The sequence below is a fragment of the Mucilaginibacter sediminis genome (assembly GCF_051903035.1).
GTDB lineage: Bacteria > Bacteroidota > Bacteroidia > Sphingobacteriales > Sphingobacteriaceae > Mucilaginibacter.
The window spans coordinates 2,978,473-3,001,718 of record NZ_CP170602.1; the positions used below are offsets into that span (position 1 = coordinate 2,978,473).

At 42.2% G+C, this 23,246-nt stretch carries 24 protein-coding genes; 14 read left to right on the forward strand and 10 right to left on the reverse strand.

Annotation, left to right across the window (positions count from 1 at the left end; genetic code table 11):
- Position 1: 1 nt before the first annotated feature.
- The 3 genes from ACFGVS_RS11780 to hppD all read left to right on the forward strand — a co-directional run bounded on the left by ACFGVS_RS11780 (position 2) and on the right by hppD (position 3,774).
- On the forward strand, positions 2–913 hold the full coding sequence (locus tag ACFGVS_RS11780; RefSeq protein WP_439698760.1) for a hypothetical protein: 912 nt from the start codon (positions 2–4) through the stop codon (positions 911–913).
- A gap of 403 nt (positions 914–1,316) precedes the next feature.
- A complete protein-coding gene (locus ACFGVS_RS11785; RefSeq protein ID WP_274212270.1) occupies positions 1,317–2,474 on the forward strand; it encodes a homogentisate 1,2-dioxygenase in 1,158 nt (385 codons plus the stop codon).
- Between the two features lie 175 nt (positions 2,475–2,649).
- Entirely contained in the window at positions 2,650–3,774 is a 1,125-nt protein-coding gene (gene hppD / locus ACFGVS_RS11790; protein WP_274212269.1) for a 4-hydroxyphenylpyruvate dioxygenase, read from the forward strand.
- A gap of 170 nt (positions 3,775–3,944) precedes the next feature.
- Here the strand turns inward: hppD and ACFGVS_RS11795 are convergent, their stop codons facing one another.
- The 4 genes from ACFGVS_RS11795 to ACFGVS_RS11810 all read right to left on the reverse strand — a co-directional run bounded on the left by ACFGVS_RS11795 (position 3,945) and on the right by ACFGVS_RS11810 (position 7,107).
- Complete coding sequence (locus tag ACFGVS_RS11795) at positions 3,945–4,544, reverse strand: hypothetical protein (RefSeq protein ID WP_439698761.1); 600 nt, start codon at positions 4,542–4,544, stop codon at positions 3,945–3,947.
- 152 nt (positions 4,545–4,696) lie between these two features.
- On the reverse strand, positions 4,697–5,314 hold the full coding sequence (locus ACFGVS_RS11800) for a hypothetical protein (RefSeq protein WP_439698762.1): 618 nt from the start codon (positions 5,312–5,314) through the stop codon (positions 4,697–4,699).
- Positions 5,315–5,365: 51 nt separating this feature from the next.
- Positions 5,366–6,070 (reverse strand): ATP-binding cassette domain-containing protein, encoded by a 705-nt coding sequence (locus ACFGVS_RS11805; protein ID WP_439698763.1) that lies wholly within the window; start codon positions 6,068–6,070, stop codon positions 5,366–5,368.
- Positions 6,071–6,438: 368 nt separating this feature from the next.
- A complete protein-coding gene (locus ACFGVS_RS11810) occupies positions 6,439–7,107 on the reverse strand; it encodes an FAD-binding oxidoreductase (RefSeq protein WP_439698764.1) in 669 nt (222 codons plus the stop codon).
- Between the two features lie 474 nt (positions 7,108–7,581).
- On the opposite strand from ACFGVS_RS11810, the gene ACFGVS_RS11815 reads away from it, so the two are divergent.
- The 3 genes from ACFGVS_RS11815 to ACFGVS_RS11825 all read left to right on the forward strand — a co-directional run bounded on the left by ACFGVS_RS11815 (position 7,582) and on the right by ACFGVS_RS11825 (position 10,494).
- Complete coding sequence (locus tag ACFGVS_RS11815) at positions 7,582–8,007, forward strand: hypothetical protein (protein WP_439698765.1); 426 nt, start codon at positions 7,582–7,584, stop codon at positions 8,005–8,007.
- Positions 8,008–8,435: 428 nt separating this feature from the next.
- The gene (locus tag ACFGVS_RS11820) at positions 8,436–8,681 is read left to right on the forward strand and encodes a hypothetical protein (protein WP_439698766.1); all 246 of its coding nucleotides are present in this window, start codon (positions 8,436–8,438) and stop codon (positions 8,679–8,681) included.
- Positions 8,682–9,012: 331 nt separating this feature from the next.
- Positions 9,013–10,494 carry a glycine--tRNA ligase gene (locus ACFGVS_RS11825; protein ID WP_439698767.1) on the forward strand — a complete coding sequence of 494 codons (1,482 nt, stop codon included), beginning with the start codon at positions 9,013–9,015 and terminating at the stop codon, positions 10,492–10,494.
- A 329-nt stretch (positions 10,495–10,823) separates the two neighbouring features.
- Here ACFGVS_RS11825 and ACFGVS_RS11830 read toward each other — a convergent pair whose 3' ends face one another.
- Positions 10,824–11,831, reverse strand: coding sequence for an ABC transporter ATP-binding protein (locus tag ACFGVS_RS11830; RefSeq protein WP_439698768.1), 1,008 nt, complete (start codon positions 11,829–11,831; stop codon positions 10,824–10,826).
- Between the two features lie 176 nt (positions 11,832–12,007).
- On the opposite strand from ACFGVS_RS11830, the gene ACFGVS_RS11835 reads away from it, so the two are divergent.
- The gene (locus ACFGVS_RS11835) at positions 12,008–12,220 is read left to right on the forward strand and encodes a hypothetical protein (RefSeq protein ID WP_090653067.1); all 213 of its coding nucleotides are present in this window, start codon (positions 12,008–12,010) and stop codon (positions 12,218–12,220) included.
- 2 nt (positions 12,221–12,222) lie between these two features.
- On the opposite strand, the gene ACFGVS_RS11840 is transcribed toward ACFGVS_RS11835, so the two are convergent.
- Positions 12,223–12,993 (reverse strand): ChbG/HpnK family deacetylase, encoded by a 771-nt coding sequence (locus ACFGVS_RS11840; RefSeq protein WP_439698769.1) that lies wholly within the window; start codon positions 12,991–12,993, stop codon positions 12,223–12,225.
- A 357-nt stretch (positions 12,994–13,350) separates the two neighbouring features.
- On the opposite strand from ACFGVS_RS11840, the gene ACFGVS_RS11845 reads away from it, so the two are divergent.
- Positions 13,351–14,949: a PAS domain-containing protein gene (locus ACFGVS_RS11845; protein ID WP_439698770.1), complete on the forward strand. Its 1,599-nt coding sequence runs from the start codon at positions 13,351–13,353 to the stop codon at positions 14,947–14,949.
- Between the two features lie 84 nt (positions 14,950–15,033).
- On the opposite strand, the gene ACFGVS_RS11850 is transcribed toward ACFGVS_RS11845, so the two are convergent.
- The gene (locus ACFGVS_RS11850; RefSeq protein ID WP_439698771.1) at positions 15,034–16,284 is read right to left on the reverse strand and encodes a DUF2130 domain-containing protein; all 1,251 of its coding nucleotides are present in this window, start codon (positions 16,282–16,284) and stop codon (positions 15,034–15,036) included.
- A gap of 116 nt (positions 16,285–16,400) precedes the next feature.
- Between ACFGVS_RS11850 and ACFGVS_RS11855 the strand changes: the two genes are divergently transcribed.
- The gene (locus ACFGVS_RS11855; protein ID WP_090653071.1) at positions 16,401–16,793 is read left to right on the forward strand and encodes a hypothetical protein; all 393 of its coding nucleotides are present in this window, start codon (positions 16,401–16,403) and stop codon (positions 16,791–16,793) included.
- Between the two features lie 203 nt (positions 16,794–16,996).
- Positions 16,997–17,218, forward strand: a complete 222-nt coding sequence (locus ACFGVS_RS11860; RefSeq protein WP_439698772.1) for a hypothetical protein — start codon at positions 16,997–16,999, stop codon at positions 17,216–17,218.
- A 64-nt stretch (positions 17,219–17,282) separates the two neighbouring features.
- On the opposite strand, the gene ACFGVS_RS11865 is transcribed toward ACFGVS_RS11860, so the two are convergent.
- The 3 genes from ACFGVS_RS11865 to ACFGVS_RS11875 form a co-directional block, all read right to left on the reverse strand.
- On the reverse strand, positions 17,283–17,858 hold the full coding sequence (locus tag ACFGVS_RS11865; protein ID WP_439698773.1) for a YceI family protein: 576 nt from the start codon (positions 17,856–17,858) through the stop codon (positions 17,283–17,285).
- A 190-nt stretch (positions 17,859–18,048) separates the two neighbouring features.
- Positions 18,049–18,717 (reverse strand): autotransporter outer membrane beta-barrel domain-containing protein, encoded by a 669-nt coding sequence (locus ACFGVS_RS11870; RefSeq protein ID WP_439698774.1) that lies wholly within the window; start codon positions 18,715–18,717, stop codon positions 18,049–18,051.
- A 137-nt stretch (positions 18,718–18,854) separates the two neighbouring features.
- Entirely contained in the window at positions 18,855–19,682 is an 828-nt protein-coding gene (locus ACFGVS_RS11875) for an N-acetylmuramoyl-L-alanine amidase family protein (protein ID WP_439698775.1), read from the reverse strand.
- Between the two features lie 234 nt (positions 19,683–19,916).
- Between ACFGVS_RS11875 and ACFGVS_RS11880 the strand changes: the two genes are divergently transcribed.
- The 4 genes from ACFGVS_RS11880 (at position 19,917) to rhaT (ending at position 23,218) form a co-directional block, all read left to right on the forward strand.
- Positions 19,917–20,744 (forward strand): alpha/beta fold hydrolase, encoded by an 828-nt coding sequence (locus tag ACFGVS_RS11880; protein ID WP_439698776.1) that lies wholly within the window; start codon positions 19,917–19,919, stop codon positions 20,742–20,744.
- Between the two features lie 121 nt (positions 20,745–20,865).
- Entirely contained in the window at positions 20,866–21,330 is a 465-nt protein-coding gene (locus tag ACFGVS_RS11885; protein ID WP_274212253.1) for a mobile mystery protein A, read from the forward strand.
- Complete coding sequence (locus tag ACFGVS_RS11890) at positions 21,321–21,917, forward strand: mobile mystery protein B (RefSeq protein WP_439698777.1); 597 nt, start codon at positions 21,321–21,323, stop codon at positions 21,915–21,917. Before ACFGVS_RS11885 ends, ACFGVS_RS11890 begins: the two co-directional genes overlap by 10 nt.
- Before the next feature lie 221 nt (positions 21,918–22,138).
- Complete coding sequence (gene rhaT / locus ACFGVS_RS11895; protein WP_439698778.1) at positions 22,139–23,218, forward strand: L-rhamnose/proton symporter RhaT; 1,080 nt, start codon at positions 22,139–22,141, stop codon at positions 23,216–23,218.
- Positions 23,219–23,246: the final 28 nt, after the last annotated feature.

The following is a 23,246-nucleotide window of genomic DNA, read 5'->3' on the forward strand; positions in this document are numbered from 1 at the left end:
CATGCAATACCCAAAAAACAGCGATCTGAAAAGATTCTTTAAAAAGTTTGCCCTGCTTTTGCTTGTGTTGATCATTCTTGATTTTGCTATTGGCAAAACGCTTAAATTCCTCTTTTTTAAAGAAAAACTCAACAGCACCACCTATGTCATGAATACAACCACCGCCGATTTTTTGGTATTTGGTTCATCAAGGGCCAGCCGCCACTATGTGCCGGCTGTATTTGAGAAAAAGTTTAATACAACTTTTTACAATTGTGGGCGCGATGCTTCTAAAATGATATATAGCCTGGCCGCCATGTCGGCCGTGCTGGAGCGGTACAGGCCCAAACATATAGTGCTTGAGCTGGATCCTGATGATTTTGCCAACTCCGAAGAAAATAGCTTATCAATGCTGCTGCCTTATAGGGATAATACGGCGGTTGCCAACTTTATAAAATACAACAGCCGATTTGAGCGTTTTAAATTGCTGTCACAAATTTATCCCTACAATTCAATGATAGGCGATATTATTATGGGTAACCTGTCATCGCATAAAGCCGGCTTTGGTATTGATGTGGAAGGATATCTCAAATTTGATGATATGATGGATAACCAACCCGTGAAACCATTTAAATATGAAAAACTGATACAGCAAAGGGTTGACATTTTAGATGATTTTTTGAACCAGCTTCATAAGCGGGGCATTAAAATAACCGTGGTTATATCTCCAATCTATTTCACCTTTGCCCCACACAACCAGGTGGTGGCCATCATGGATTCTTTTTGTAAAAAATATTCTAATGTAAGCTTCATCAACTATGAAAACGACCCGCGTTTTTTTGACCATACCCTATTCCATGATGATTTACATATGAACGATATAGGAGCGCATAAATTCTCCGAAGATTTGGCCGATAAACTAATCAAAAACTGATTTGATATTTATTCCGCACCCCTCCTGTTTACTTAATAAATAAAAGGTTAAAGAGAGGAATTAAAATTGAGATGTTATAAAACAAACCCGTTCTTTTTCTCCAGCTAAAAATTTGCTTTGCAATAATAAACCACCTAACTTCGTATTAAATAAACCATGAGCATACAAAAGCACTTTTATTTTTCCCTGGGGCTTACCTCCATGAGCGATGCATCATCGTTTAGGGATGCTATGCTTGCCAAAGCTGTGCTGGCTCAATACTAACTCCGTTTCCACTCTTCTTTTTTAATTATTGCCAAAGCCGGTTTGCTGCCATACGGTTCATTTGCGCTATAAGCATATTTAAAACATCCGAAACTATCCTGGTACTTTAAACGTTTTATTATCAACCAATTAAAACACAATGCCTGTATATCATTCATTAGGAGCAATTCCGCCTAAAAGGCATACGCAGTTCCGTAAGCCCGATGGTACCTTATACGCCGAAGAGCTGGTTTCTACCGAAGGTTTTTCGAGCCTTTATTCGTTGGTTTACCACGTATACCCACCTACCATTGTTAAAACCCTTGGCGAGCCGTATAGTGTTGAGCCACAAATAGCCCGCGAAAAACACCTGAAACATACCAGCCTGATAGGCTTTAATGTACCGCCCGAAGATGATTACCTGCAAAGCCGCAAACCTGTACTGGTTAACAGCGATTTGCATATTTCACTGGCCGCGCCACGCCAAAGCATGACCAATTATTTTTACAAAAACAGCCAGGCCGACGAGGTGGTGTTTATCCATGAAGGTACAGGCACTTTAAAAACCGGGTTCGGTAATATTAAATTCGGCTACGGCGATTACCTGGTAATACCACGTGGTACCATTTACCAGATGGAGTTTGATGGCACAGCAAACCGCCTGTTCATCATCGAAAGCTTTAGCCCCATACGTGCGCCTAAACGCTACCGCAACCAATACGGGCAGCTGATGGAACATTCGCCTTATTGCGAGCGCGATATTAAACGCCCGGCCAACCTGGAAACCCATGATGAGCACGGCGATTTCAAAATCCTGATTAAAAAACAAGGCCTTATTTACCCCTACATCTACGGTACACATCCCTTTGATTTTATTGGCTGGGATGGTTTCCATTACCCATGGGCGCTATCTATCCATGACTTTGAACCGATAACAGGCCGCCTGCACCAGCCACCGCCCGTACACCAAACTTTTGAGGGTAACAACTTTGTGATATGCTCCTTTGTGCCCCGCAAGTTTGATTATCACCCCCTATCTATTCCCGCCCCGTATAACCACAGCAATGTAGATAGCGACGAGGTTTTGTACTATGTGGATGGCGATTTTATGAGCCGTAAAAGCGTGGTTAAGGGCCAGATAACCCTGCACCCGGGTGGTATCCCCCATGGCCCGCACCCAGGATCGGTCGAAAAATCAATAGGCAAAGAATCAACCGATGAGCTTGCCGTGATGATTGACCCCTTCAGGCCGCTGATGCTTACCGAAGATGCTATTAAGATTGAGGATGAAAATTATTATAAAAGCTGGCAAATGTAGGTTAGGCGAAAGGTAAAAGCTGAAAGGCAAAAGGTAGCTGCAATCAAGTTAAAATGGGTGAAAGGTTAAAGGCAAAAGCTGAAAGGACTCTCCCCCTTTCAATTCAATAATTCAGGATTAAGCCGCCGCCCTTTTCAAATCAATAATTCAATAACTCACTAATTCACTAATTAAAATGCATACACAAACCATAGATAAACCAACAACCTCAACTGATTTTTTGCCCCTTAACGGTACCGATTATGTTGAGTTTTATGTGGGTAATGCCAAGCAGGCCGCCCATTATTATAAAACCGCCTTCGGCTTTCAAACGCTGGCTTATGCAGGCCCCGAAACCGGTGTGCGCGACAGGGCATCATACGTGTTGCAACAGGGCAAAATAAGGCTGGTGTTAACCACCCCCCTTCACTCCGACCATCCTATTGCCGAGCATATCAAAAAACATGGCGATGGTGTAAAAGTATTGGCCCTTTGGGTTGATGATGCTTACGATGCCTTTAAACAAACCACCAGCCGCGGTGCCGAACCTTACCAGCAGCCACAAACCCTACGCGATGAATATGGCGAAGTACGCACCAGCGGCATTAAGCTTTATGGCGAAACCGTTCACCTTTTTGTGGAACGTAAAAACTATAAAGGCTTGTTTTTGCCCGGCTATCAAAAACTGGAAACAGCCTATAACCCAACCGAGACCGGTTTATTATACGTGGACCATTGCGTAGGCAATGTTGGCTGGCATAAAATGAACGAGTGGGTTAACTTTTATGAGGAAGTATTGGGCTTCAAAAACATTTTAACCTTTGATGATAAAATGATATCTACCGAATACTCGGCACTAATGAGTAAAGTGATGAGCAACGGCAACGGTTATGTAAAATTCCCTATCAATGAGCCGGCCGAGGGTAAAAAGAAATCGCAGATTGAAGAGTACCTGGAGTTTTATGAGGGCGAAGGCGTGCAGCACCTGGCACTGGCTACCCACGATATTGTAGCCACCGTTACCGAACTGCAAAATCGCGGGGTAGAGTTTTTAACCGTACCCACCTCCTACTATGATGAGCTTACAGACAGGGTTGGGCACATTGACGAAGACCTGGAACCACTTAAAAAACTGGGTATACTGGTTGACCGGGACGACGAAGGTTACCTGCTGCAAATTTTCACCAAACCTATTGAAGACAGGCCTACCCTTTTCTTCGAGATCATTCAGCGTAAAGGGGCAAAATCATTTGGCGCCGGCAATTTCAAGGCCCTGTTTGAAGCTATTGAGCGCGAGCAGGATTTGAGAGGAAATCTTTGATTTGGGAATTCGAATGTTTGCTTTCGGATTTATATAGAAGCTAAAATAAAATCGCGATCTTTGTCTTCACAGATCGCGATTTTTAAGCCCTGTTCCTACATCATTCAGGTCATCACAGCCTCCCCGATAGCACTATTTTAAGGTTAAACATTGGGTAGCCTGCAAACACTTTAAAAGGTATATTTATAAGCAAACCCAATCCCCAGCTGCGCCATCTTGAAATCCGAATCGATGTTTTTATAACCGCTTTCGTAACGCAGACCAATATCCAGACCATGATGAATACCAAAGGGAATTGCGGCGCCTACGCCTCCCGAATATATAAAAGATGATACCGCCTGGTTTTGAACTTTAACCGCGTCGCCGGCCTCTGCACCTACATATAGGTACTTTGAGTAGTAATAACGCAAACCCGCTTTTAGCGGTATATACTTATAAGGCGGCGGGCCTGCCGGGGCCGATGAACTATTAATAGTACCCTGCCAGGGTGTTAAATAAAAATACTTTACATTGGAGTGGTAAACCACATAACCCACGCTTGCTGTTAGGTGTAAAGCTGCGGTGACAGGTAACTCGGCCCTGATGTTACCGCCCAAACCATCCTGGTAAATATCGCGGGTATGCACCTGATAGGTGTGTTCGGTATTAAAGGGAGTACCAACATCCGGCCCTATGCTGATACTCATTTTATTACCCGATTGTGCTTTAACCAGGGTGGATGCCCCGAAAAGCATCAATAATAAAAACAAACGGATTGATTTAGTTTGCATACAGATTTGAGGTTATTTAACAGTTACGTACCCTGGCAGTTAAATGCGACAGCCTGGGGCCAATAATTTATATTTAAGCCCGGTAAATTTATTATTCAATAAAAAGCCCCGGCAAGTCAATCGCCGGGGCCGTTCATTAAATCTTTTCGATACTATAATCCTAAGCTGAATGCCACGTGAAAGGCAATCATGTTATAGCTTCCATATCCGCTGATGTAAGGGCTAACAACCGTAAGATCGGAAGGTGTTTGTGTTTTTTCCAGGCGGGTTTCGTACGACAGGCTTAAATCGAGCCCAATTTTTTGCGACGACCCAAACCTGAAACCGTAACCAATACTTGGCGAAAGTATAGGTGCAACCTTTTGGGCAGTGTATGACTTACCAGAATTAAGGTTGAAAGATGCACCAACATCGCCTTCAAAAAAAAGCTTGTTAACATATACCCTTGCGCCAGCCATAACGGGTACAAATGAAGCTATCGAGCCGGTGGTATTATCACCATAGGTACTATTATAGCTGTAGTTATAGCCATCTTTTGATACATAAAACTGGTATGCCACTGATGCTGTAATACATACAGAACTACCGGCTATGGGGTATTCCCCTTTTAAGCCCAGGCTGCCCGCTGCCGGGAACCCTGAATGCTGCGGGCCGGTTGTAACGCCAACACCAAAACCGGCGCTAAAGCGTGGTAACAGATCATCGTCCTGGGCTTTAACAGTTAAAACGGCACAAAATAAAATTGCGAGAGAAAGTAAGGTTTTTTTCATATCACTATAAGGTTTGATTATTCGCCAAAAATAAAGAAACATTTATGCCATTTAATTGGTGAGGCTGATAAAAATTTTCTCGAGCGTTTTATTGTTGTTACCGGCCCGCAAACCCTGCAGGGTATCATCGGCAACTATTTTGCCTTTGTTAATGATAATCACTTTATCGCAAACGGCTTCAACCTCCTGCATAATATGGGTAGATAGGATGATGGTTTTGGTTTTGCCCAAATCGGTAATTAACCGGCGGATGCCTATGAGCTGGTTAGGGTCAAGACCGGAGGTTGGTTCATCTAAAATCAGCACATCGGGATTGTGCAGTATAGCCTGGGCAAGACCAACACGCTGACGATAGCCTTTAGATAGCTGCCCAATTTTTTTATGCTGCTCGGGCCCAAGGCCGGTTTGTTCAATCACTTGGGCAATGCGGGCCTCGGGTTGGGCCATTTTGTGAATGCCTGCTATAAACGCCAACGATTCCTTCACGTACATATCCAGGTATAGCGGGTTGCTTTCGGGCAGATAGCCAATACGCCTGCGCACATCTAACGATTGTGTTACCACATCAAACCCGCAAACCGATGCCGAGCCCGATGTTTGGGGTATAAAGCCCGTAAGTATCTTCATCGTAGTTGATTTACCCGCCCCGTTAGGCCCCAAAAAACCCAGCACGCCTGTTTCGGCAGTAAAGCTGATGCTATCAACTGCCTTTTGCTCGCCGTAAATTTTTGTCAATGCTTCTACCAGGATACTCATGCGGTAAAAATAGATGTTAGATATGAGATTTGAGATAGGAGATGGAAGAATTTGTTAGTTGTTCATGGTTCATAGATCATGGTTCATGGTTTTACCGGAATCGGGTATTTCGATTTAGTTTTTTTTGGGTGTCCGTCCGTCCGGAGGTGACCAACACTGCGGACGGTTTTGTTCATTGGTTCATGGTTCATGGATCATGGTTCACGGATCATGGTTCATGGCTGTTTGAAGACCTGGGAGATTATATTTTGTTCATGATTCATGGATCATGGTTCATAGCTTAAGATGGCAGAAAGTAAGCAACAGTTTCAAACTCCGCCGAGGCCATGAGCCATGAACAATCAACCATGAACCATGAACCAAACAACTTACCGCTCAAATACCACCGAATCGGCATCTGCGCCCATCCTGGTTAAAATACCGTTAATCTGCTCCACCATCGCATCCGGGCCGCAAACGTAAAAGTGTTTGGTAAAATCGCTTACTTCGGCCTTTAAAAAGGCTTCATCTATGCGGCGGATGTCATGAACGCTATCCTTTTGGCTGCTTATTAAAAACAAGGCATCGGCGCCAAGCATACTTTTCAGCTCATCGGCAAGAATAATGTCGCTATCTGTTTTGTTACTAAAAAACAGTTTGTTTCCTGCCAGCTCTCCTTTCCTGTTCAAATCTCTTAAAATGGCAATAAATGGCGTAATACCTGCACCACCCGCTATAAAATAACCGGGGCCCTTATACTCAATGGCGCCCCAGGCATCGCGGATAATAAGTTCATCACCAACGGCTAATTTGCTTAATTGATTGGTTACGCCTTCCTCGCTATCGGGATATATTTTAATGGTAAACTCCAGGTAGGGGTCGGTGTTAAGGCAAGTAAAGGTAAAAGGGTTTTTCTTGTCCGTCCATCCGGGTTGGTTTATAGATAATTCGGTGGCCTGCCCCGGTGTAAAAGTAAAGCCTTCGGGTTTTTCGAGCCTAAACTGTTTTACATTATGGGTTACATATTGGGTTGATATGATTTTTACTATGGTTTCCATGGCAACAATTAGTTGTATATAGTACAATAAACTTTTGCCCGATAAGTTTTAGCAAACACCCTGTTTTAGTGTCATTTTAAGGGCGTTACCCACACCGGCATGAGTGTGTGCCAGGCCATACACTCATACTGCACAGGCCTTATTCACATGCCGGTATCCGTTTCTGTCCTTAACGCAAGTTTCCGTTAATCAAAAAGCCTGTCCGTCCGTCCCGGGGTGCCACTCTTTAACGGACAAATCCGGACGGACATGGTTAAAACCAGTTTTACCCAAAATTTACCTGTCCACCCCTGTCCGTTTTTGTCCTGTTCCCCCTTGCGGACGGACACTACAAAAGGGCAACCAATGTTTTTTTAAGGGCAAAGGAATTTACACAGGCACTGGCAGTGTGTTTATTACGCAGGCAATCAATCGGTCAAACATCCATATATTTATTATTGGCTGCACTTTAGTAAATTAGCAGCACTTATCGCAATGAAAATAAAGTTTAAACTAACACAAGCTATCCATGTTGCCCCTCGAGTTGTAATTGACAACATAGTATCCCTGTTAGAGGGTGAAGAATACAGGGTTAAAAACTTAACAAGTAGTGTTGTTGAATTTGACGATAATCCCTGGAAATTAAGGTGGAGGCACCAAGCTGCAGCACGGCTAAATGGAGGAAAGTTTGAGCTCAGCTTTACGGGAGATGAGGTTTTGGTAACCTTTAGTTATTACACAAGTTTAACTGCACCGCTACTTATATTTATTGCCCTTGCAATAGGCTTAATAAGCCAAGAACAGTATTATGGTATTTTGTTTTTCCTGGTATTTTACATTTTTGCCATATCAATACAATTAATTACCCAAAGAGGTACAGCAAAAGATATGTTAAAGAATATATTGAGCAACTTACCCTGACTTTTTACTGCCCTATTTTTTTATTGCCCCTCAATTTGTAAAAACCGCGTTTTTATAAAATACCTCCCCTTACCTTAAATTTAAATAAAGTGGGGAAAGCGGGCGGCTGCATGCTATCTGGTGGGTTTATGTGGTTGGTTGTGTTTCCGTCCGTCCGCTTTAGGGTCCCGGTACATTTCGGACAGGGCGGACAAGGTGGTGTGGGCCTGTTCTGGTGTCCGTCCGCCCACAGGTGTAGGACGGTATCGGACGGAAGCGGACAGTTTTTAGTGCTTTTAAACAGAACAAGCCCGTTACAAACATACAGAAATTTCTTTAAAATAAAGAAGAAACCGATGAGAAAATGCGTAATCGGTAACATCTACCCCATTATTTTTTTTTCCAAATTCTGCTTATTTTAGGCTGAAGCTTACGACATGAAAAAAACAATGCCAAAATGGCTCTTAATAATTAGCAATACAGTATTTGCTTATGTATCGGCATCGATGATAGTCAGGCTGTTAATTTTTATACTAAAATCATGCTGGGGTGTTTCGGCAAAACTTTTTATCGGCAACGACATTAACCCGGTAAAACTGATTTTAACATTTGTATTTATATCGTTACTGGTATTTAACTACTGGCTGTTTTCTAAAATAACGCCACGCGTATGGTTACGGCTTAGCAGGCGATAGTTTCTGCCAATTTATGACGGTGAGGCGTCCGCTTTTGTCCGAAATAGAGTGAGGGCACCTGTGCGGACGGACGGCCTATCGATTCCAGGGTTTTGCGTTAGGGACAGAAACGGATACCGGCCCGCGCCTAATGCCTTGTGCGCGTATGAGTGTATGGCCCGGCCCGCAGGGAACGCCATTACGAGTAGTAAGTATCAAGACAAAAGTAGATGGTCATTAACCTTTACCTTGACTCGCCGAAAAAAATCTTACTACTTACTACTTACTACTTACTACTTGCTACTATTCTCCCCTTTCAGCTTTCTGCCTAAATTGTATCTTTGCAGCTATTATGAGCAAATCAACCGACGAACTTTTTAAAAATGTTATATCGCATGCCAAGGAGTATGGCTTTGTTTTCCCATCGAGCGAAATTTATGATGGTTTAAGCGCTGTTTACGATTACGGCCAAAATGGTGCCGAACTGAAGAACAACATTAAAACCTACTGGTGGAAAGCCATGGTGCAAATGCATGACAACATTGTTGGTATTGATAGCGCCATATTTATGCACCCAAAAATCTGGAAAGCCAGCGGCCACGTTGATGGTTTCAGCGATCCGATGATTGACAACAAGGATTCGAAGAAGCGTTACCGCGCCGATCAGCTTTTGGAGGATAAGATTGACCGTTACGATAAAGACGGTAAAACCGACAAAGCCGAGCAACTGCAGCACGATATGGACGAAGCCCTTAAAAATGAGGACCTGCCACGCCTTAAAGAACTAATTATTGAGCACGAAATTGCCTGCCCGGTAAGCGGTACCCGCAACTGGACAGACGTACGCCAGTTTAACCTGATGTTTAGCACCCAAATGGGCGCTGTAGCCGATGATGCCGACCTGATTTACCTTCGCCCGGAAACCGCGCAGGGTATTTTTGTGAACTACCTAAACGTGCAAAAATCGGGCAGGATGAAAATTCCTTTCGGTATTGCGCAAATAGGTAAGGCCTTCCGTAACGAGGTGATTGCCCGCCAGTTCATTATCCGCATGCGCGAATTTGAGCAAATGGAAATGCAATACTTTGTACGCCCTGGCACACAAAAAGAATGGTTTGAAAAATGGAAAGCTGCCCGTTTAAAATGGCACCTTGCCCTTGGTACCGATGCCGCCAAATACCGTTACCATGAACACGTAAAACTGGCCCATTATGCCGATGCCGCATTTGATATTGAGTTTGAGTTTCCGTTTGGCTTTAAAGAGGTAGAGGGCATACACAGCCGTACCGATTTTGATTTGAGCCAGCACGAGAAATTCTCGAACAAAAAGATGCAATACTTTGACCCCGAGGTTGACCCGGAAACAGGCAAACCTTATGGCAACTATGTGCCTTACGTTATTGAAACTTCGATAGGGTTAGACAGGATGTTCCTGCTAACCATGATAAACGCTTTTGAAGAGGAAGACCTGAGCACCGACGAGAAACAGGACAGCCGTACCGTGCTGCACCTGCACCCTTGCCTGGCCCCGGTTAAAGCGGCTATATTCCCGCTTACCAAAAAAGATGGCTTGCCCGAGAAAGCCCGCGAGATTATGGACCGACTGAAAGTTGATTTCAATATACAATACGAAGAAAAAGATGCCATTGGCAGGCGTTACCGCCGCCAGGATGCCATTGGTACACCTTTCTGTATAACGGTTGATCATCAGAGTTTGGAGGATGATACCGTAACCATCCGCTACCGCGATACCATGGCCCAGGAACGTGTAGCCAGCGCAGACCTTGAAAAAATCATCGGCGACCAGGTAAGCTGGAAGAATTTGCTGAAGTAAGTCGCCACTCCTTTGATTTAGAACGAGGTACGAGAAAAATCTTATGCGCCCTGTATTCAAAAAAACTATCGAATTGCAGGGCACATAAGCTTTTTCGCTACGCTCAAGAGATAGTTTCTCCTGGCCCCTTCGCTTACATCCACTTCTGATTTGGTAGAAATGGCACCTCCTTTGTTTAGTGATACGTGTTTAAAAACCGTGCATACACGTAGCCAAACGAGAGGACTTTTGATTTGCAGGATAGATAATATTATTAAGGCTTTAACTTCAATATTTGCTTTAATTTTCAGAACCCTACCACTTTTTTGGTCTTGATTCTTGCCTCTTCATCAATTCTCCCATTTCCCAAACTCAAAGTACCTTGTTATTTTTATGCTCACCTTACTGCCTACTTTGTATTTGCCCCTCTTGTAGTTCATAACACGCAGGGTAACATCATTATGATCAATAATCAACTCTTCAAAAAAACCTTTAAACAGGATCATTTTTATAAGCCATTTTTTGCCAATGGCTGCAATTTTTACATGCTCGGCATATACAACAACAATACTACGCTTGCTTTTAATTCCGCAAACTTTGGCCTGGGTTGATGTAAGCACACTGCTGCTGGCCAGTATTTGCGAGGTATACAGCAATTTGGGCGAGTGATATAATTTATCGGGCGGGCCATGTTCAACAATTTCGCCTTCTTTTATTACAATAAGTTCATCCGCCATTGATAAAATCTCGGCCGGGTCATGCGATACCAGCACCACGGTTGTTTTCCACTCCCGTACAATCTGCCTGATATCGTGCTGCAGGGCTTCCCGGTAATAGGCGTCAACCTGGTTAAAAGGTTCATCAAGCAGTAAAACCTGCGGCCTGCTTATGAGGGCTTTGGCGATAGTAACCCGCTGCTTTTCGCCACCGCTTAGCTTACCGAAGGGATAATCTTTTAGCGGATAAATATTAAGCATATTAAGGGCTTCGGTAACCAGCTTTATTTCGTGGCTGTGGTCTTCAGGAGGCATGCCATCACGCACAGTTTCCCAAACAGTCGATTTGGGGTTCATATCAACACCATTTTGGGTAACCATCCGCATTACCTGGTGTGCATGTTGTATACCGTGTTCCCGGCTCAATACCCGTTCCTCTTTAAAAAAAACCTCGCCATGATCGGGTTGCAGGGTACCAAACAATAAGTTCAGGAGTGTGGTTTTACCACTGCCGCTTTCGCCAACTATAGCGGTTATCTTCCCTTTGGGCACAAATATGGTTATGTTGTTTACCCCGGTTGATTTATCGCCAAAAAAGTTTTTGGTAACAGATATGGTTTCGAGTATCAAATCATCTTGCATTCCTGTATACTTTTATCGCGTAAGTTTTTGATGCAGGCAAATAACTATGGCCTTATAAAGTACCTAAGCTATAAAAAGTTTGTTACCCACAAAAGCTAAAGCTTATATTTTGTATCTCCGCAAACAATTTACAACTCTGGCCATTCCTATAAAAGCGAAACATTAAAACTACAAACATGAACAAAACCATTGGTATAGCACTTATCGTTATAGGCGCTATCATGCTCATCTGGACGGGCTTTACTTATACCAAAAAGGAAAAAGTTATTGACGCTGGTCCACTCCAGGTTTCTGTTGATAAGCAAAAAACTGTTAACTGGCCCCCGTATTTAGGCGGCGCATTAATTATAGGAGGCATAGCTGTAATTGCCTTATCAAAAAGTAAATAAGCCTATTTATTATCAACAGCTTTAAGTATGCTTATATCTTTGCCAGCCAATAATTGTGCGTAATTAATCATCCTGAATTTTTTTCCATCCATCGCCCTAAATTCCGGCGATAGCAACATGTTCAGTTCTGTTTGGCGATGAAGGCTGGTGAGGGGTTTACCCTCTTTAGTATTCATCATGTTGCTGTTCATATCTACCAGCGCATCCATTTCGGGGCTGGGCGTGGCTGTATGAATAACCACCAGATTTGGCTTGTTGGGGTTAAGTTTGGTGCTCACGTAATTCAAAAAAACCTTTTTCTTGGTAGCTATCGGTTCGCCCCACATTTCCATATAGGTTTCGCCAAAATAAGTAACACTACTTAGGGTTGATATAGCTAATTTATATTTATGCGCCAGTTTTTCGGTCAGCGCCCGAAGCTCGGGTGTCGAAAGTGCTATGCCCATGTGTGGATCGATATAGGTAATTTTAAGCCCCGAGGCCAATGCACGTTCAATTTGTGCCGATAGTTCTGTTTCTACCTCTTCTATTTTATAACCACTTTTAGCAAATGCCGATGTTGAATGCGGAAAATAGCCAACTTCATCAACCAGGCCCGGCACCGCAGTGCGCCCTGTAACAGGCCCCCAGCGATAGTTTTTCCACTCAGATGTTAAGGTTAAGTGTACCCCTACACTCACGTTTGGATATTTTTTTAAAATCTCCACAGCTTCCTGGTACCATGGGCAGGCAAACTGTAACGATACTGAAAAAGGTAAGCCTGTTTGGGCCATTTTTTTCGGCGGCCATATTTACAGAATGGTTCATGCCAATATCGTCAAGTCTTATCAGCAATTGCGGCAATTTATCAACTTGTTGTGCGGCCACCGGGTTCAACCAGGTAACCATCATTAACCCAAACAGGTACCAGAAACGCGTATTTTTCATCAAATCAGGGATTTATCAATAAAAGATTAAACTAAAAATAGCCCGAAAAGGGCAAAAAACCATCGTTAATGGCAATAATAAAATGTAAATATTATAAAAAATCACCCGCTGGGTACATTTATTCGTGTAGTTTTTACGTTTATTTAATATCTTGTCACTCATAATGCCGGCCCTCCCCTAAATACCGGCATTTACCGCTATTGATGCAATATATATGGCAATACTATAAAACCCTGGTTAACCGCAACTGTTTAGGAAACACCGAACAACTGCATGGACTACCCTACTGGAGCAACAAACTATTTGCAGCAATAATGACTTACCTGCTGCCGCTTTTCGTTATCGCCCTGGTTCCCGGCGGGTACATGAGTATTTCAAATCATTTTTACACGCTTGCTGTTTTTGATTTTTCAATTGTGTTTGCCATTTCGGCCGTAGCATTATCGCATGGTATCAGTATACCTGCCCGTAAACTGTTGCTTATTGTATTATTGTACCTGCTTGCCGTGTTTTTGCTTTACTATCTTGGCTGGTACGGACCAGGCTTGCTTTATTTATTAGGAATAACCATTTTTTGTTTACTTATATTTCCGGGTACACGGCCATTTTGTACAGTTTACATCAACATAGGTATTTGCATTTCGATAGGTATTTGCATTCACTTTAAACTTTTATCTGATGGTATTGCCTTACAATACAGTCTTGGCTCGTGGATAGCCGTATCAATAAACCTTATTATTTTAAGTGCTGTTACTGCGCAACTTTTACCTACGCTTTTTAACGGGCTGCAGCAAAGTAACAACAGGTACGAAACGGTTGCACAGGCCACGAGCGATACCATCTGGGACTGGGATATCATTAACGATACCATTCAGTACAACTATGGTATGAACCAGGCCTTTGGGTACAAATTAAGCGAAGTTGCCAATGTAACCAACTGGTGGAACACCAAGCTGCACCCCGACGATGCCGAAAAAGTTACCGGGGGCCTTACCCGGGCATTTACAGGCAAAAACAATCACTTACAGCTTGATTACCGGTTTTTATGCGCCGATGGCAAATACAAACATATACTTGACCGGGCTTTAATAATTAGGGAGGCAAACGGCAAACCTATACGGGTTATTGGCGCCATGCAGGATATTACACGCCAAAAAGAAGAAGAACAATGGCTGCGCCTTACCGAATCGGTATTGAATTATGCGACAGACGCGGTTTTGATTTTTGAGGCCGAAGCCAATGAAAACCTGCAAAGAAAATTAGTATACGCAAACGAGGCATTTACCAATATTACCGGCTACACCCGGCAGGAAGCGATTGGGGCTGTAACCGATATTTTATGGGGTAATAATGCGGCGGCGGCTGGTCAAAATAACTTAATAAATACCTTCGATCTGCATGCAGCATTTGAAGTTGAGGTAATTAACTTTAAAAAGAATGGCGAACGTTTCTGGAGTAGTAAGTCGGTATCACCAGTTAAGGACTCAGCGGGCAAAACAACCCATTGGATCTCTATCGAGCGCGATGTTACCCAAACAAAAAACCACGTAAATGCTATCGAAAAACAAAATATAAAACTCAAAGAAATAGCCTGGACCCAGGCCCACACTGTACGAACCCCGGTTGCCCGGCTCATGGGCCTGCTTGATTTATTGGTTGATGAAAATACCCAATCAAAGGATTATGATCAGGTACTTAATTTTATTTCCGTATCGGTACATGAACTCGATAGCATCATTTTAGGCATTATCAGAAAATCGGAGGATGAGCAGATAGATTTAATACCTAAGTTGGGCACTTAAAAATCTAATGGCCAAATAAATACTGAAACTATATTTTTCACCCTGAAAGGCCCTGATAATCTGGCAAATCGCCAAATTGCGTCCCTAATCCAACAACAAAGTATCCTCATCATCTGTAAGGCTTAGCTGAATGCTATCTGCGCCGGCAATACCTTCAATACTGCCTTTAATATGCGCGGCGTTTAACAATACCTTATCCAGCTGCTTCTCGCGCGATTTCCACATTTTTTCCATCGCGTCGCGTTCTTTTTGGATGGATAGGCGCATGCTCATATAACCTTCTCTGATGGCCTTCCATTGCTCAGAAAATTCACTGCTGGTTAGGTAATCATACAACAGGTGCATTTTATCGCCTTTATTATCCTGAGATTTGATGAGGTTTGACAGTTTGATTACGCCATCGCGCAGGATATATGATACCGCTTTCACCTCGTCAAAACTACAAATCCAAACTCCATCCTTTTCGCCAAAACAATCCATTCCCTTGGGGTAGCATTGCGTAACAATAACTGCTACATCTACACCAACGCTGCGCATATCTTTTTTGAGTTTGTCAATCCAGTCGGCGCCAAAGGTAGCGGTACGTTTACTTTCGTAAATAATTTTACCGCACTCCTGCCCAAACTGGTTACGAACGGTTTGAATACAATCGGCACCGCGAACGCCTTTGCCAACTTCGCTTATTAAATCAAAAGGAAAATAGTTACGCAATAACTCCTCCAGTATCAGTTCCTGCACTTCGCCCTGTAATTGCATTGACCCTTGCTCGGCCTTGCGTTTCATTTCTTCGGCAAGCTTTTTTTGGTCGTCCAGTTGTTTTTCCAGTTCTTTTACTTTTAACTGGTACTCAATATCCTTTATGCTATGCCGCTCGGCTTCCTGGCGGCGAATCTGCTCGCTCAGTTCATTTCGTTGCTCCTGCAATTTACGTTGCAATGAAAGCTCCATCTCCTCTTCTTTTTGCTGCAGCTGCTTTTCGCGCTGTAAAAATTCAAGCTCCTTCTGGCGCGATAGCTTTAATTTTTCTTCGCTTTCCTGCGCCGAGTTTTTAAGCATCAGCACCTGGTTTTCATAATCCTGGCTTATGGATTTACGCAAGTTTTCCTCCAGCACCAGCTGCAGTTGTTTTTTTTCGGCATTCAGGCGCTGTTCAAACTCGGCTTTTTGCTGCCGCTCTTTACTTAAAAACTCCTCGTCTTTTTTACGGTATTCCTCCTCTTTTTGGCGGGTATAATCCTGCATTTTAACCCGGAGCTCTTTTTTATACTCCTCGGCCATCACCTCCTCTATCGGAAAACCAAAACCACAACTGGGGCACTTAACTTCTGTAGCCATACTTTTTATCACGCGAAAAACATTTTCGCACCTCAAATATAGGAATTTATACAGCGCCAAATTTTGACGAAAATGTAATACTTGCAGTTATCAATTATTATTTATACATTACATCAATGCAAATTTTACAAATTGGCAAGGTCTTGTGGAGCTACGATTACGAAATCGCGGCGCTTACACTGATCGACGAAGCCGGAGCCCTTTTTTCGCTAACTCCGCCTCCCCACCATCGTGAGGGTGAAATTATATTGACTCCAACAAGCCTGGTTATTGATGGCTACAACTACTTAAATATCCCTTTAAACAAGCTTGAACAAGTATATCTTGGATTTGATGACGTTTACAAAAGATCGTTGGTCAGAAACAAGGGCCTTTTTTGCCAACCCTTAAGGTTACGTTACAAACAAGGCGACGATACTGCCATAGTTTACCTTATTGTGGATCTTCGGTTCTTCGGCACCAAAAACCAACTTTGGTTTGATACTTTAAAACACCTCCTGGCCGACTGATCCTGCTTTCCCGTCGAAATACTGCCATCTAAAACGGATACTACATGCCAAAACACGCAGTTTAAAATACCAAATTGTGGGTATTTTTTACTAAGTATCAATTTGCCATATTTGTCACCACAAACCATCACTAAAACCTTTATCTCCTGGCCCTCATTTATTTGGCCACCTGTAGCAAAGGCTTACATAATTTATTAATCATTATGAAAAAACTCGGACTACTGCGGTTATTTATTTGTTTACCACTCATCGCCCTCATTATCCCAAACGTTACCGAATCACTAATAAACCCTAATTACCAGGTACCCATTATACACATTATTGCCGGTGCGGCATTGGTAGCAGCAATTGCAATATGTACCATTATCATTTATTACCTGCAAAAACAGCAGCTTAAAGTACAATACCAGCGCAACAAAAATTAACAAAAAAACAAACGGCGTACCCATTTTAACAGGTACGCCGCTTGCGTTTTAAACAATATTGTAATTATTTTGCCTTAGCAAATTCGCCATTGGCTTTAATAGTAACATCATCGCTTAACATAGCCGAACCAAATTTGCTGCCAAAGCCAAAATCAGCACGTTTTATTGTACCTGTTAACTGGAAACCAGCATCATCGGCTTTGCTCATTGGGTTTTGGATAGTGCCACGGTACCAAAGGTCAAAAGTTACCGGTTTGGTAACACCAGCTAAAGTAAGGTTACCAGTAACCGCATAATGTTTATCAGATGTTTTTGTGATACCAGTGCTTGTAAAGGTAATTGTTGGCTTATTGGCAACATCAAAAAAATCGGCCGATTTTAAGTGATTATCGCGGTAATCATTATCTGTGCTTACAGATGCTGTTTGTACAGTAAACGCAACTTTAGCGTCGCTAAAATCTGGCTTAGCAGCAACGATGGTGGCATCATAAGTTTTAAAGGTACCATCAACATCATTTACTAATAAGTGGGTAACTGTAAATTTCACATTTGAGTGTGCTTTGTCAACAGTCCAGGTAGTTTGTGCAGATGCAGCAGTATACAAAAATGCCGATGCCAACAGGATAAAGATTTTTTTCATTTTTTTAAATTTTTTTGAGACTTGATTTTTTTAATGACCCAAAAGTATACAAAGAATTGGAATAACAAGCGATTAAATGTTTGAACATTTAATTATTAAATTGGGATGACAAATCACGACTAATTTAGTGGGGTAAACAGTATTTTCGGCGTAACAAATGGATTACCAGAACGTGGTAAATGGGCGGTGGTTACTTAGCACCAAATACGTAAAATAATGAAAGACCCAATCCATTGCTTATAAAACTGCCGTTAAAGCTATCCGTGCTTCCGTGACTTTGAGCTCCATCATCTGATTTTGAATGGGCATAATAGATATTAGCCAACGTGGCTGATACTCCTATTTTTTTTGTTGGGTAATAAACCAGCCCAAGATTTATACCGGCGTTATAGCTATCCGTTTTGCTTGAGTTTGAATTTACAGCAGCACCGGGATAATCGTAGGTATATTTTACATTGTATCGGCTATAGCCCAGGTATGGGCCTGCGCGTAAACCTAATTTGTCACCGTACATAAAGTACTTTCTGATAAATATCTGGGCGCCGTAATCATACTGATGGTGTGTTGACGGCGAACTGAATTCGCCATTGTCGACACTTAAATGATCATAGCTCAAATTGGCCCCTATATCCAGTTTATCGGCAATAAAATAGCTGTAATTGGGCCCTATACCAAAATTATTGTACTTGTTTTTGGTATTACTTGAGGTGCCGGTAGATGGATTGACGCTTACATTACTCGATTTTTGAGTGTTGAAAATCAAATTCACACCTAATGTTTGCGAACCTTTTTCGGTTTGAGCTTTTGAAATTTGAAAAGCCAGTAAAAATGCAGGGATTAAAAGAAGTACTTTTTTCATATTGTAATAATAGTTTATTGAGCATTTGAAACGGCTTTTATTTGCCTATATTTTGCCAATACAGCTATTATTAAATAAATATTTTTCGCGATAATATAAAATTATAACCTGCGTTTAAATTGATTCTGTTGCCAAAGTTACCTTCCCTCCAGGCTATCCCTGTACTCCTTAAGCGCCTTTAAAATCGAGGTAGCAATTGTGAACTGCCCGTCTTTTGAGTTCAGGTATTCTTCGTCGGCCGGATTATTGATAAAGCCTGTTTCAACCAGCACCGCCGGCATACCGCTTTGGGCCAGTACCAGTACACCCTGTTCCTTTACGCCAAAGGTATGGCGGCCATCTGCTTTTTTAACCTGGTGAATAATCATATCGCCAAAATGAATACTTTGCTTACGGTACTTTTGCTGAAAAGCGTTCAGCACAATGGTATTCACCACATTATCTTCGCCGTAACCATTGTATTTGTTTTTGTAGTCATCTTCAATAAAAATGGAAGCGTTCTCGCGCAATGCCTCACGCTGTTCCTGGCTGCGGTGAAAACCATAAACCAATACCAGGGTACCGTGCTCTTTGGCTCTTTTTTGGGGCGATGAATTACAATGGATAGAAATAAACAGGTTACCGTGGTTGCTGTTGGCTATTTCGGTGCGCCGGTGCAACTCAATAAAGGTATCTGTACTGCGGGTCATGATGGTTTTAACACCAAGCATTTCGTTATTTACCAAATCGCGCAGTTTTTTGGCTATGCTAAGGGCAATATCTTTTTCTTTTGAAGTAGCGCCATGCGCACCGGGGTCTTTACCCCCATGGCCGGCATCAATGATAAGTGTTTTAAACTTAAAGTGATTTGTAACCGGTTTTGATGCGCCGCCTTCTTGCCCGTATAAACTGTTAACAGAAAGTAAACCGAAGAAAAAACAAGCAAATACAAGTATACGCGTACTTTTTAGGTAGATGGAAAACATGAAGAATTTTGTATATAGGTACTTTAAATATTTTAACTATAAATGCCATAATTAAGATATTGTTTGGCGTACTTAGTTTAAATGTATGTTTAATTAAATTCCGCAAAGGTAGTATTAGTTAACATTTTAACGTTATTTGGGTTCAAAAAATGCCAAAATCACAAAGCGACAAGGAATGCAATAGATATCATGTTTAATTTTTATATTTATGTTTTACTAATTACCATTTGATATATGCCATTTAAAAAATTGTTGTTTGCCTTGTTCGTTTTCATCTTTTTTGTACAAACCAGTTATAGCCAGGAAAAACAAATACCTTATGGCGACAATGCATTGGTGGGCAAATATTACAACATACGTGGCATAAAGCTGTACACCGAAACATATGGCAGTGGCAAACCCTTGCTAATGATACATGGCAACGGCGATAAAATGAGCGCTTTCAAAAACAACATCCCATATTTTGCAAAAAAATATAAAGTTATAGCGGTTGATAGCCGTGCGCACGGCAAATCAACCGATGCAGCCGATTCGTTGAGTTTTGAGCAGATGGCCGATGATTTTGCTGCCCTGCTGGATGCGATGCATATCGATTCGGCTTACGTGGTTGGCTGGAGCGACGGCGGCATTAACGCGCTGGAACTTGCTATGCGCCATCCTGGTAAAGTTATAAAACTGGCGTCGACAGGTGCAAACCTTTGGCCCGATTCAACCGGGTTAATACCCAGCCTATGGAAAGATATGCAGAAAAACTACGCGGCACATAAAAATGAGGTTTGGAAAACTGCTAAAGAAAAAAACGACTGGAAAATATTCATGCTGGATTATGACCAGCCGAACATCAAATTAACCGAACTACACAAAATCAAATGCCCTTCGCTTATTATAGGCGGCGACCACGACCTTATCCCGGTTGAGCATACGGTAATCATTTCCCAAAATATCCCGAAATCCTATTTATGGATTGTACCCAACTCAGGTCATCCTACGCTACAGGAGCACGCAGATGATTTTAATAAACTGGTTGATGACTTTTTTGAACAGTCTTTTAATAAACGATAAAAATCAATTTTAAAAATATCAGCCTTAAGGCTGATAAATAATTATTTTTTTTAAGTCTATAGTCTGAAATAAGTTTGTTTATTTCAGACTATAGACTTAACTTTGTTTGGTAGTAAAGCGTATGAAAAACAAAAAACAACAGTTGGTTATTGAACAAATGGATAAAAAGCTTATCGTTTTTAAATCAGTTGAGAATGTTATTATACCGTCAAAAGGCTGGTTAAATGCTGTGCGGGTTTCCCTTAAAATGACTTTACAGCAATTGGGCAATCGTTTAAATATTACGGCACAAAGCGCAAATGACCTGGAAATGCGGGAAGCCCTGGGCACTATAAGCTTAAACCGCCTGCGGGAGGCTGCTAATGCTTTAGACATGAAATTGGTATATGGGATAATACCCAAGGATGGCTCTATCGAATTGATGATTGAAAAACGAGCTAAGGAACTTGCCAAAAAGATTGTGCTGCGAACATCTAATTCAATGAAACTGGAAGACCAGGAAAATTCGGGAGAAAGGATAGAGAAAGCTATAAACGAGAAAGCAGAAGAAATCAAAGCAGAGTTGCCCAAATATTTATGGGAATAAATTTCGAATACGAGGATGGGCAAACCCCTTTGGACGAAGAGGAAAAAGAGGGCTTGCTCATTACTACCATCACTACACGCGCAGAACTGGATGAGTTTGAGCAATTGAACATTCAAAAAGCTGTAGAGTGGACCTTAATCCGGAAATTCAAATCGGATAAAGTGTTAACGGAGGGGTTTATTAAAGAACTACATTACCGGATGTTTGGGGATACCTGGGCATGGGCAGGCAAATTCAGAAACACAAATAAAAACCTGGGAGTGGATTACTTTAAAGTGGGCGTAGAGCTTAGAAATCTATTAGATGACACAAGATTCTGGGTAGATAAAGCAATTTATCCACCAAACGAAATAGCCATCCGCTTTAAACATCGAATAGTTAGCATTCACTGTTTTGCAAACGGCAACGGCAGACATTCCAGATTATTAGGCGACATTATAATTGAACACCTTTTTAAGCTGCCGGTGTATTCATGGGGAAGTTCAAACCTAATAAAAGCAGACCAGAGTAGAAAATTTTACCTAACTGCCATAAGAGCCGCCGATAAAGGTGATATTGAACCGCTTATACGGTTTGCACGTTCTTAAGTCAATACCATTCTCCCAACTTCATTGAGGAAAGCATTAAAAAATTGATTTCGCGCCAAGATGCCAGGACGCTAAGATAAAACAAGCAAATCACTTTGCGTCTCTGCGTCTTTGCGCGAAAATCCTCTACATTGCCGCCCCGCCTAACTCATGACAGTCCATGACAGTTCCCGGATTACTATTGCCTACATTAGCTTTACCAATTTAAACCAGTTAAGAGTATGCAAATTATTTTTGGAGTTTTTTTCCATTTTATCGGCGGGTTCGCTTCGGGGAGTTTTTATATTCCCTACAAAAAAATTAAGGGCTGGGCCTGGGAAAGCTACTGGATAGTGGGTGGCATTTTTTCCTGGTTTATAGTTCCGCCGCTGGCCGCATGGTTAACCATACCCGGCTTTGCCAATATCATTAGCCATACCAGCACATCCGTTATCGGGTGGACTTACTTAATGGGCTTACTATGGGGCATTGGAGGGCTCACTTATGGCTTAGGGGTTCGATACCTTGGGGTATCACTGGGCAGTACTATTATATTGGGCCTTTGTTCGGTATTCGGCGCTTTAATACCATCAGTATATTATGACCTGGTTCCAAAAGCGGGCAAGGATACGTTTAGCATGATGCTGCATAACCAATGGGGGCAGCTTGTACTATTAGGCATATTGCTATGCGTTGCAGGTATAATTATATGCGGTAAAGCCGGCATGATGAAGGAGAAAGAGCTATCGTCCGATAAAACCATCGCCAACGAAAACAAAGACTACCGTTTTGGGCTGGGTATCCTGGTAGCTGTAGTATCGGGGGTGTTAAGCGCTTGCTTTAACTTTGGCATCGAAGCGGGTAAATCAATGGCCGATACCGCAAACCACCTTTGGCAGGCCGGGCATCCCGGGCAAGGTAACTTTCTGTACCAAAACAATGTAACGTACATTATTATATTATGGGGTGGTTTAACCACCAACTTTATCTGGTGCATGGTGCTAAACGCCCGCAACAAAACGTTTGGTAATTATACCGATAAAAAAACGCCGCTGCTTAAAAACTACCTGTTTGCGGCATTGGCCGGCACCACCTGGTTTTTACAGTTCTTTTTTTACGGTATGGGCGAAAGCAAAATGGGCAACGGGGCCAGTTCCTGGATTTTACACATGGCCTTCATTATCCTTATAGCCAACACCTGGGGCCTGATGCTGAAAGAATGGAAAGGCGTTAGCAAAAAAGCCTTTACCACGGTTATAGCCGGCATAGCGGTAATTATATTATCTGTGCTTGTGGTAGGCTACGGTAACTCGTTAAAATAATGACTGAATTAGTGAGTTAGTGAATTAG

Bases quoted from the DNA above. Each gene is read 5' to 3' on its own strand.
- ACFGVS_RS11785 (WP_274212270.1), top strand. From the start codon at position 1,317: ATGCCTGTATATCATTCATTAGGAGCAATTCCGCCTAAAAGGCATACG.
- ACFGVS_RS11875 (WP_439698775.1), bottom strand. From the start codon at position 19,682: ATGTTTTCCATCTACCTAAAAAGTACGCGTATACTTGTATTTGCTTGT.
- ACFGVS_RS11890 (WP_439698777.1), top strand. From the start codon at position 21,321: ATGGGAATAAATTTCGAATACGAGGATGGGCAAACCCCTTTGGACGAA.
- ACFGVS_RS11860 (WP_439698772.1), top strand. From the start codon at position 16,997: ATGAAAAAACTCGGACTACTGCGGTTATTTATTTGTTTACCACTCATC.
- ACFGVS_RS11865 (WP_439698773.1), bottom strand. From the start codon at position 17,858: ATGAAAAAAATCTTTATCCTGTTGGCATCGGCATTTTTGTATACTGCT.
- ACFGVS_RS11820 (WP_439698766.1), top strand. From the start codon at position 8,436: ATGCCAAAATGGCTCTTAATAATTAGCAATACAGTATTTGCTTATGTA.
- ACFGVS_RS11850 (WP_439698771.1), bottom strand. From the start codon at position 16,284: ATGGCTACAGAAGTTAAGTGCCCCAGTTGTGGTTTTGGTTTTCCGATA.
- ACFGVS_RS11825 (WP_439698767.1), top strand. From the start codon at position 9,013: ATGAGCAAATCAACCGACGAACTTTTTAAAAATGTTATATCGCATGCC.
- ACFGVS_RS11880 (WP_439698776.1), top strand. From the start codon at position 19,917: ATGCCATTTAAAAAATTGTTGTTTGCCTTGTTCGTTTTCATCTTTTTT.
- ACFGVS_RS11810 (WP_439698764.1), bottom strand. From the start codon at position 7,107: ATGGAAACCATAGTAAAAATCATATCAACCCAATATGTAACCCATAAT.
- ACFGVS_RS11840 (WP_439698769.1), bottom strand. From the start codon at position 12,993: ATGGCCCAAACAGGCTTACCTTTTTCAGTATCGTTACAGTTTGCCTGC.
- ACFGVS_RS11885 (WP_274212253.1), top strand. From the start codon at position 20,866: ATGAAAAACAAAAAACAACAGTTGGTTATTGAACAAATGGATAAAAAG.
- ACFGVS_RS11870 (WP_439698774.1), bottom strand. From the start codon at position 18,717: ATGAAAAAAGTACTTCTTTTAATCCCTGCATTTTTACTGGCTTTTCAA.
- ACFGVS_RS11780 (WP_439698760.1), top strand. From the start codon at position 2: ATGCAATACCCAAAAAACAGCGATCTGAAAAGATTCTTTAAAAAGTTT.
- hppD (WP_274212269.1), top strand. From the start codon at position 2,650: ATGCATACACAAACCATAGATAAACCAACAACCTCAACTGATTTTTTG.
- ACFGVS_RS11815 (WP_439698765.1), top strand. From the start codon at position 7,582: ATGAAAATAAAGTTTAAACTAACACAAGCTATCCATGTTGCCCCTCGA.
- ACFGVS_RS11805 (WP_439698763.1), bottom strand. From the start codon at position 6,070: ATGAGTATCCTGGTAGAAGCATTGACAAAAATTTACGGCGAGCAAAAG.
- ACFGVS_RS11845 (WP_439698770.1), top strand. From the start codon at position 13,351: ATGCAATATATATGGCAATACTATAAAACCCTGGTTAACCGCAACTGT.
- ACFGVS_RS11855 (WP_090653071.1), top strand. From the start codon at position 16,401: ATGCAAATTTTACAAATTGGCAAGGTCTTGTGGAGCTACGATTACGAA.
- ACFGVS_RS11835 (WP_090653067.1), top strand. From the start codon at position 12,008: ATGAACAAAACCATTGGTATAGCACTTATCGTTATAGGCGCTATCATG.
- rhaT (WP_439698778.1), top strand. From the start codon at position 22,139: ATGCAAATTATTTTTGGAGTTTTTTTCCATTTTATCGGCGGGTTCGCT.
- ACFGVS_RS11800 (WP_439698762.1), bottom strand. From the start codon at position 5,314: ATGAAAAAAACCTTACTTTCTCTCGCAATTTTATTTTGTGCCGTTTTA.
- ACFGVS_RS11830 (WP_439698768.1), bottom strand. From the start codon at position 11,831: ATGCAAGATGATTTGATACTCGAAACCATATCTGTTACCAAAAACTTT.
- ACFGVS_RS11795 (WP_439698761.1), bottom strand. From the start codon at position 4,544: ATGCAAACTAAATCAATCCGTTTGTTTTTATTATTGATGCTTTTCGGG.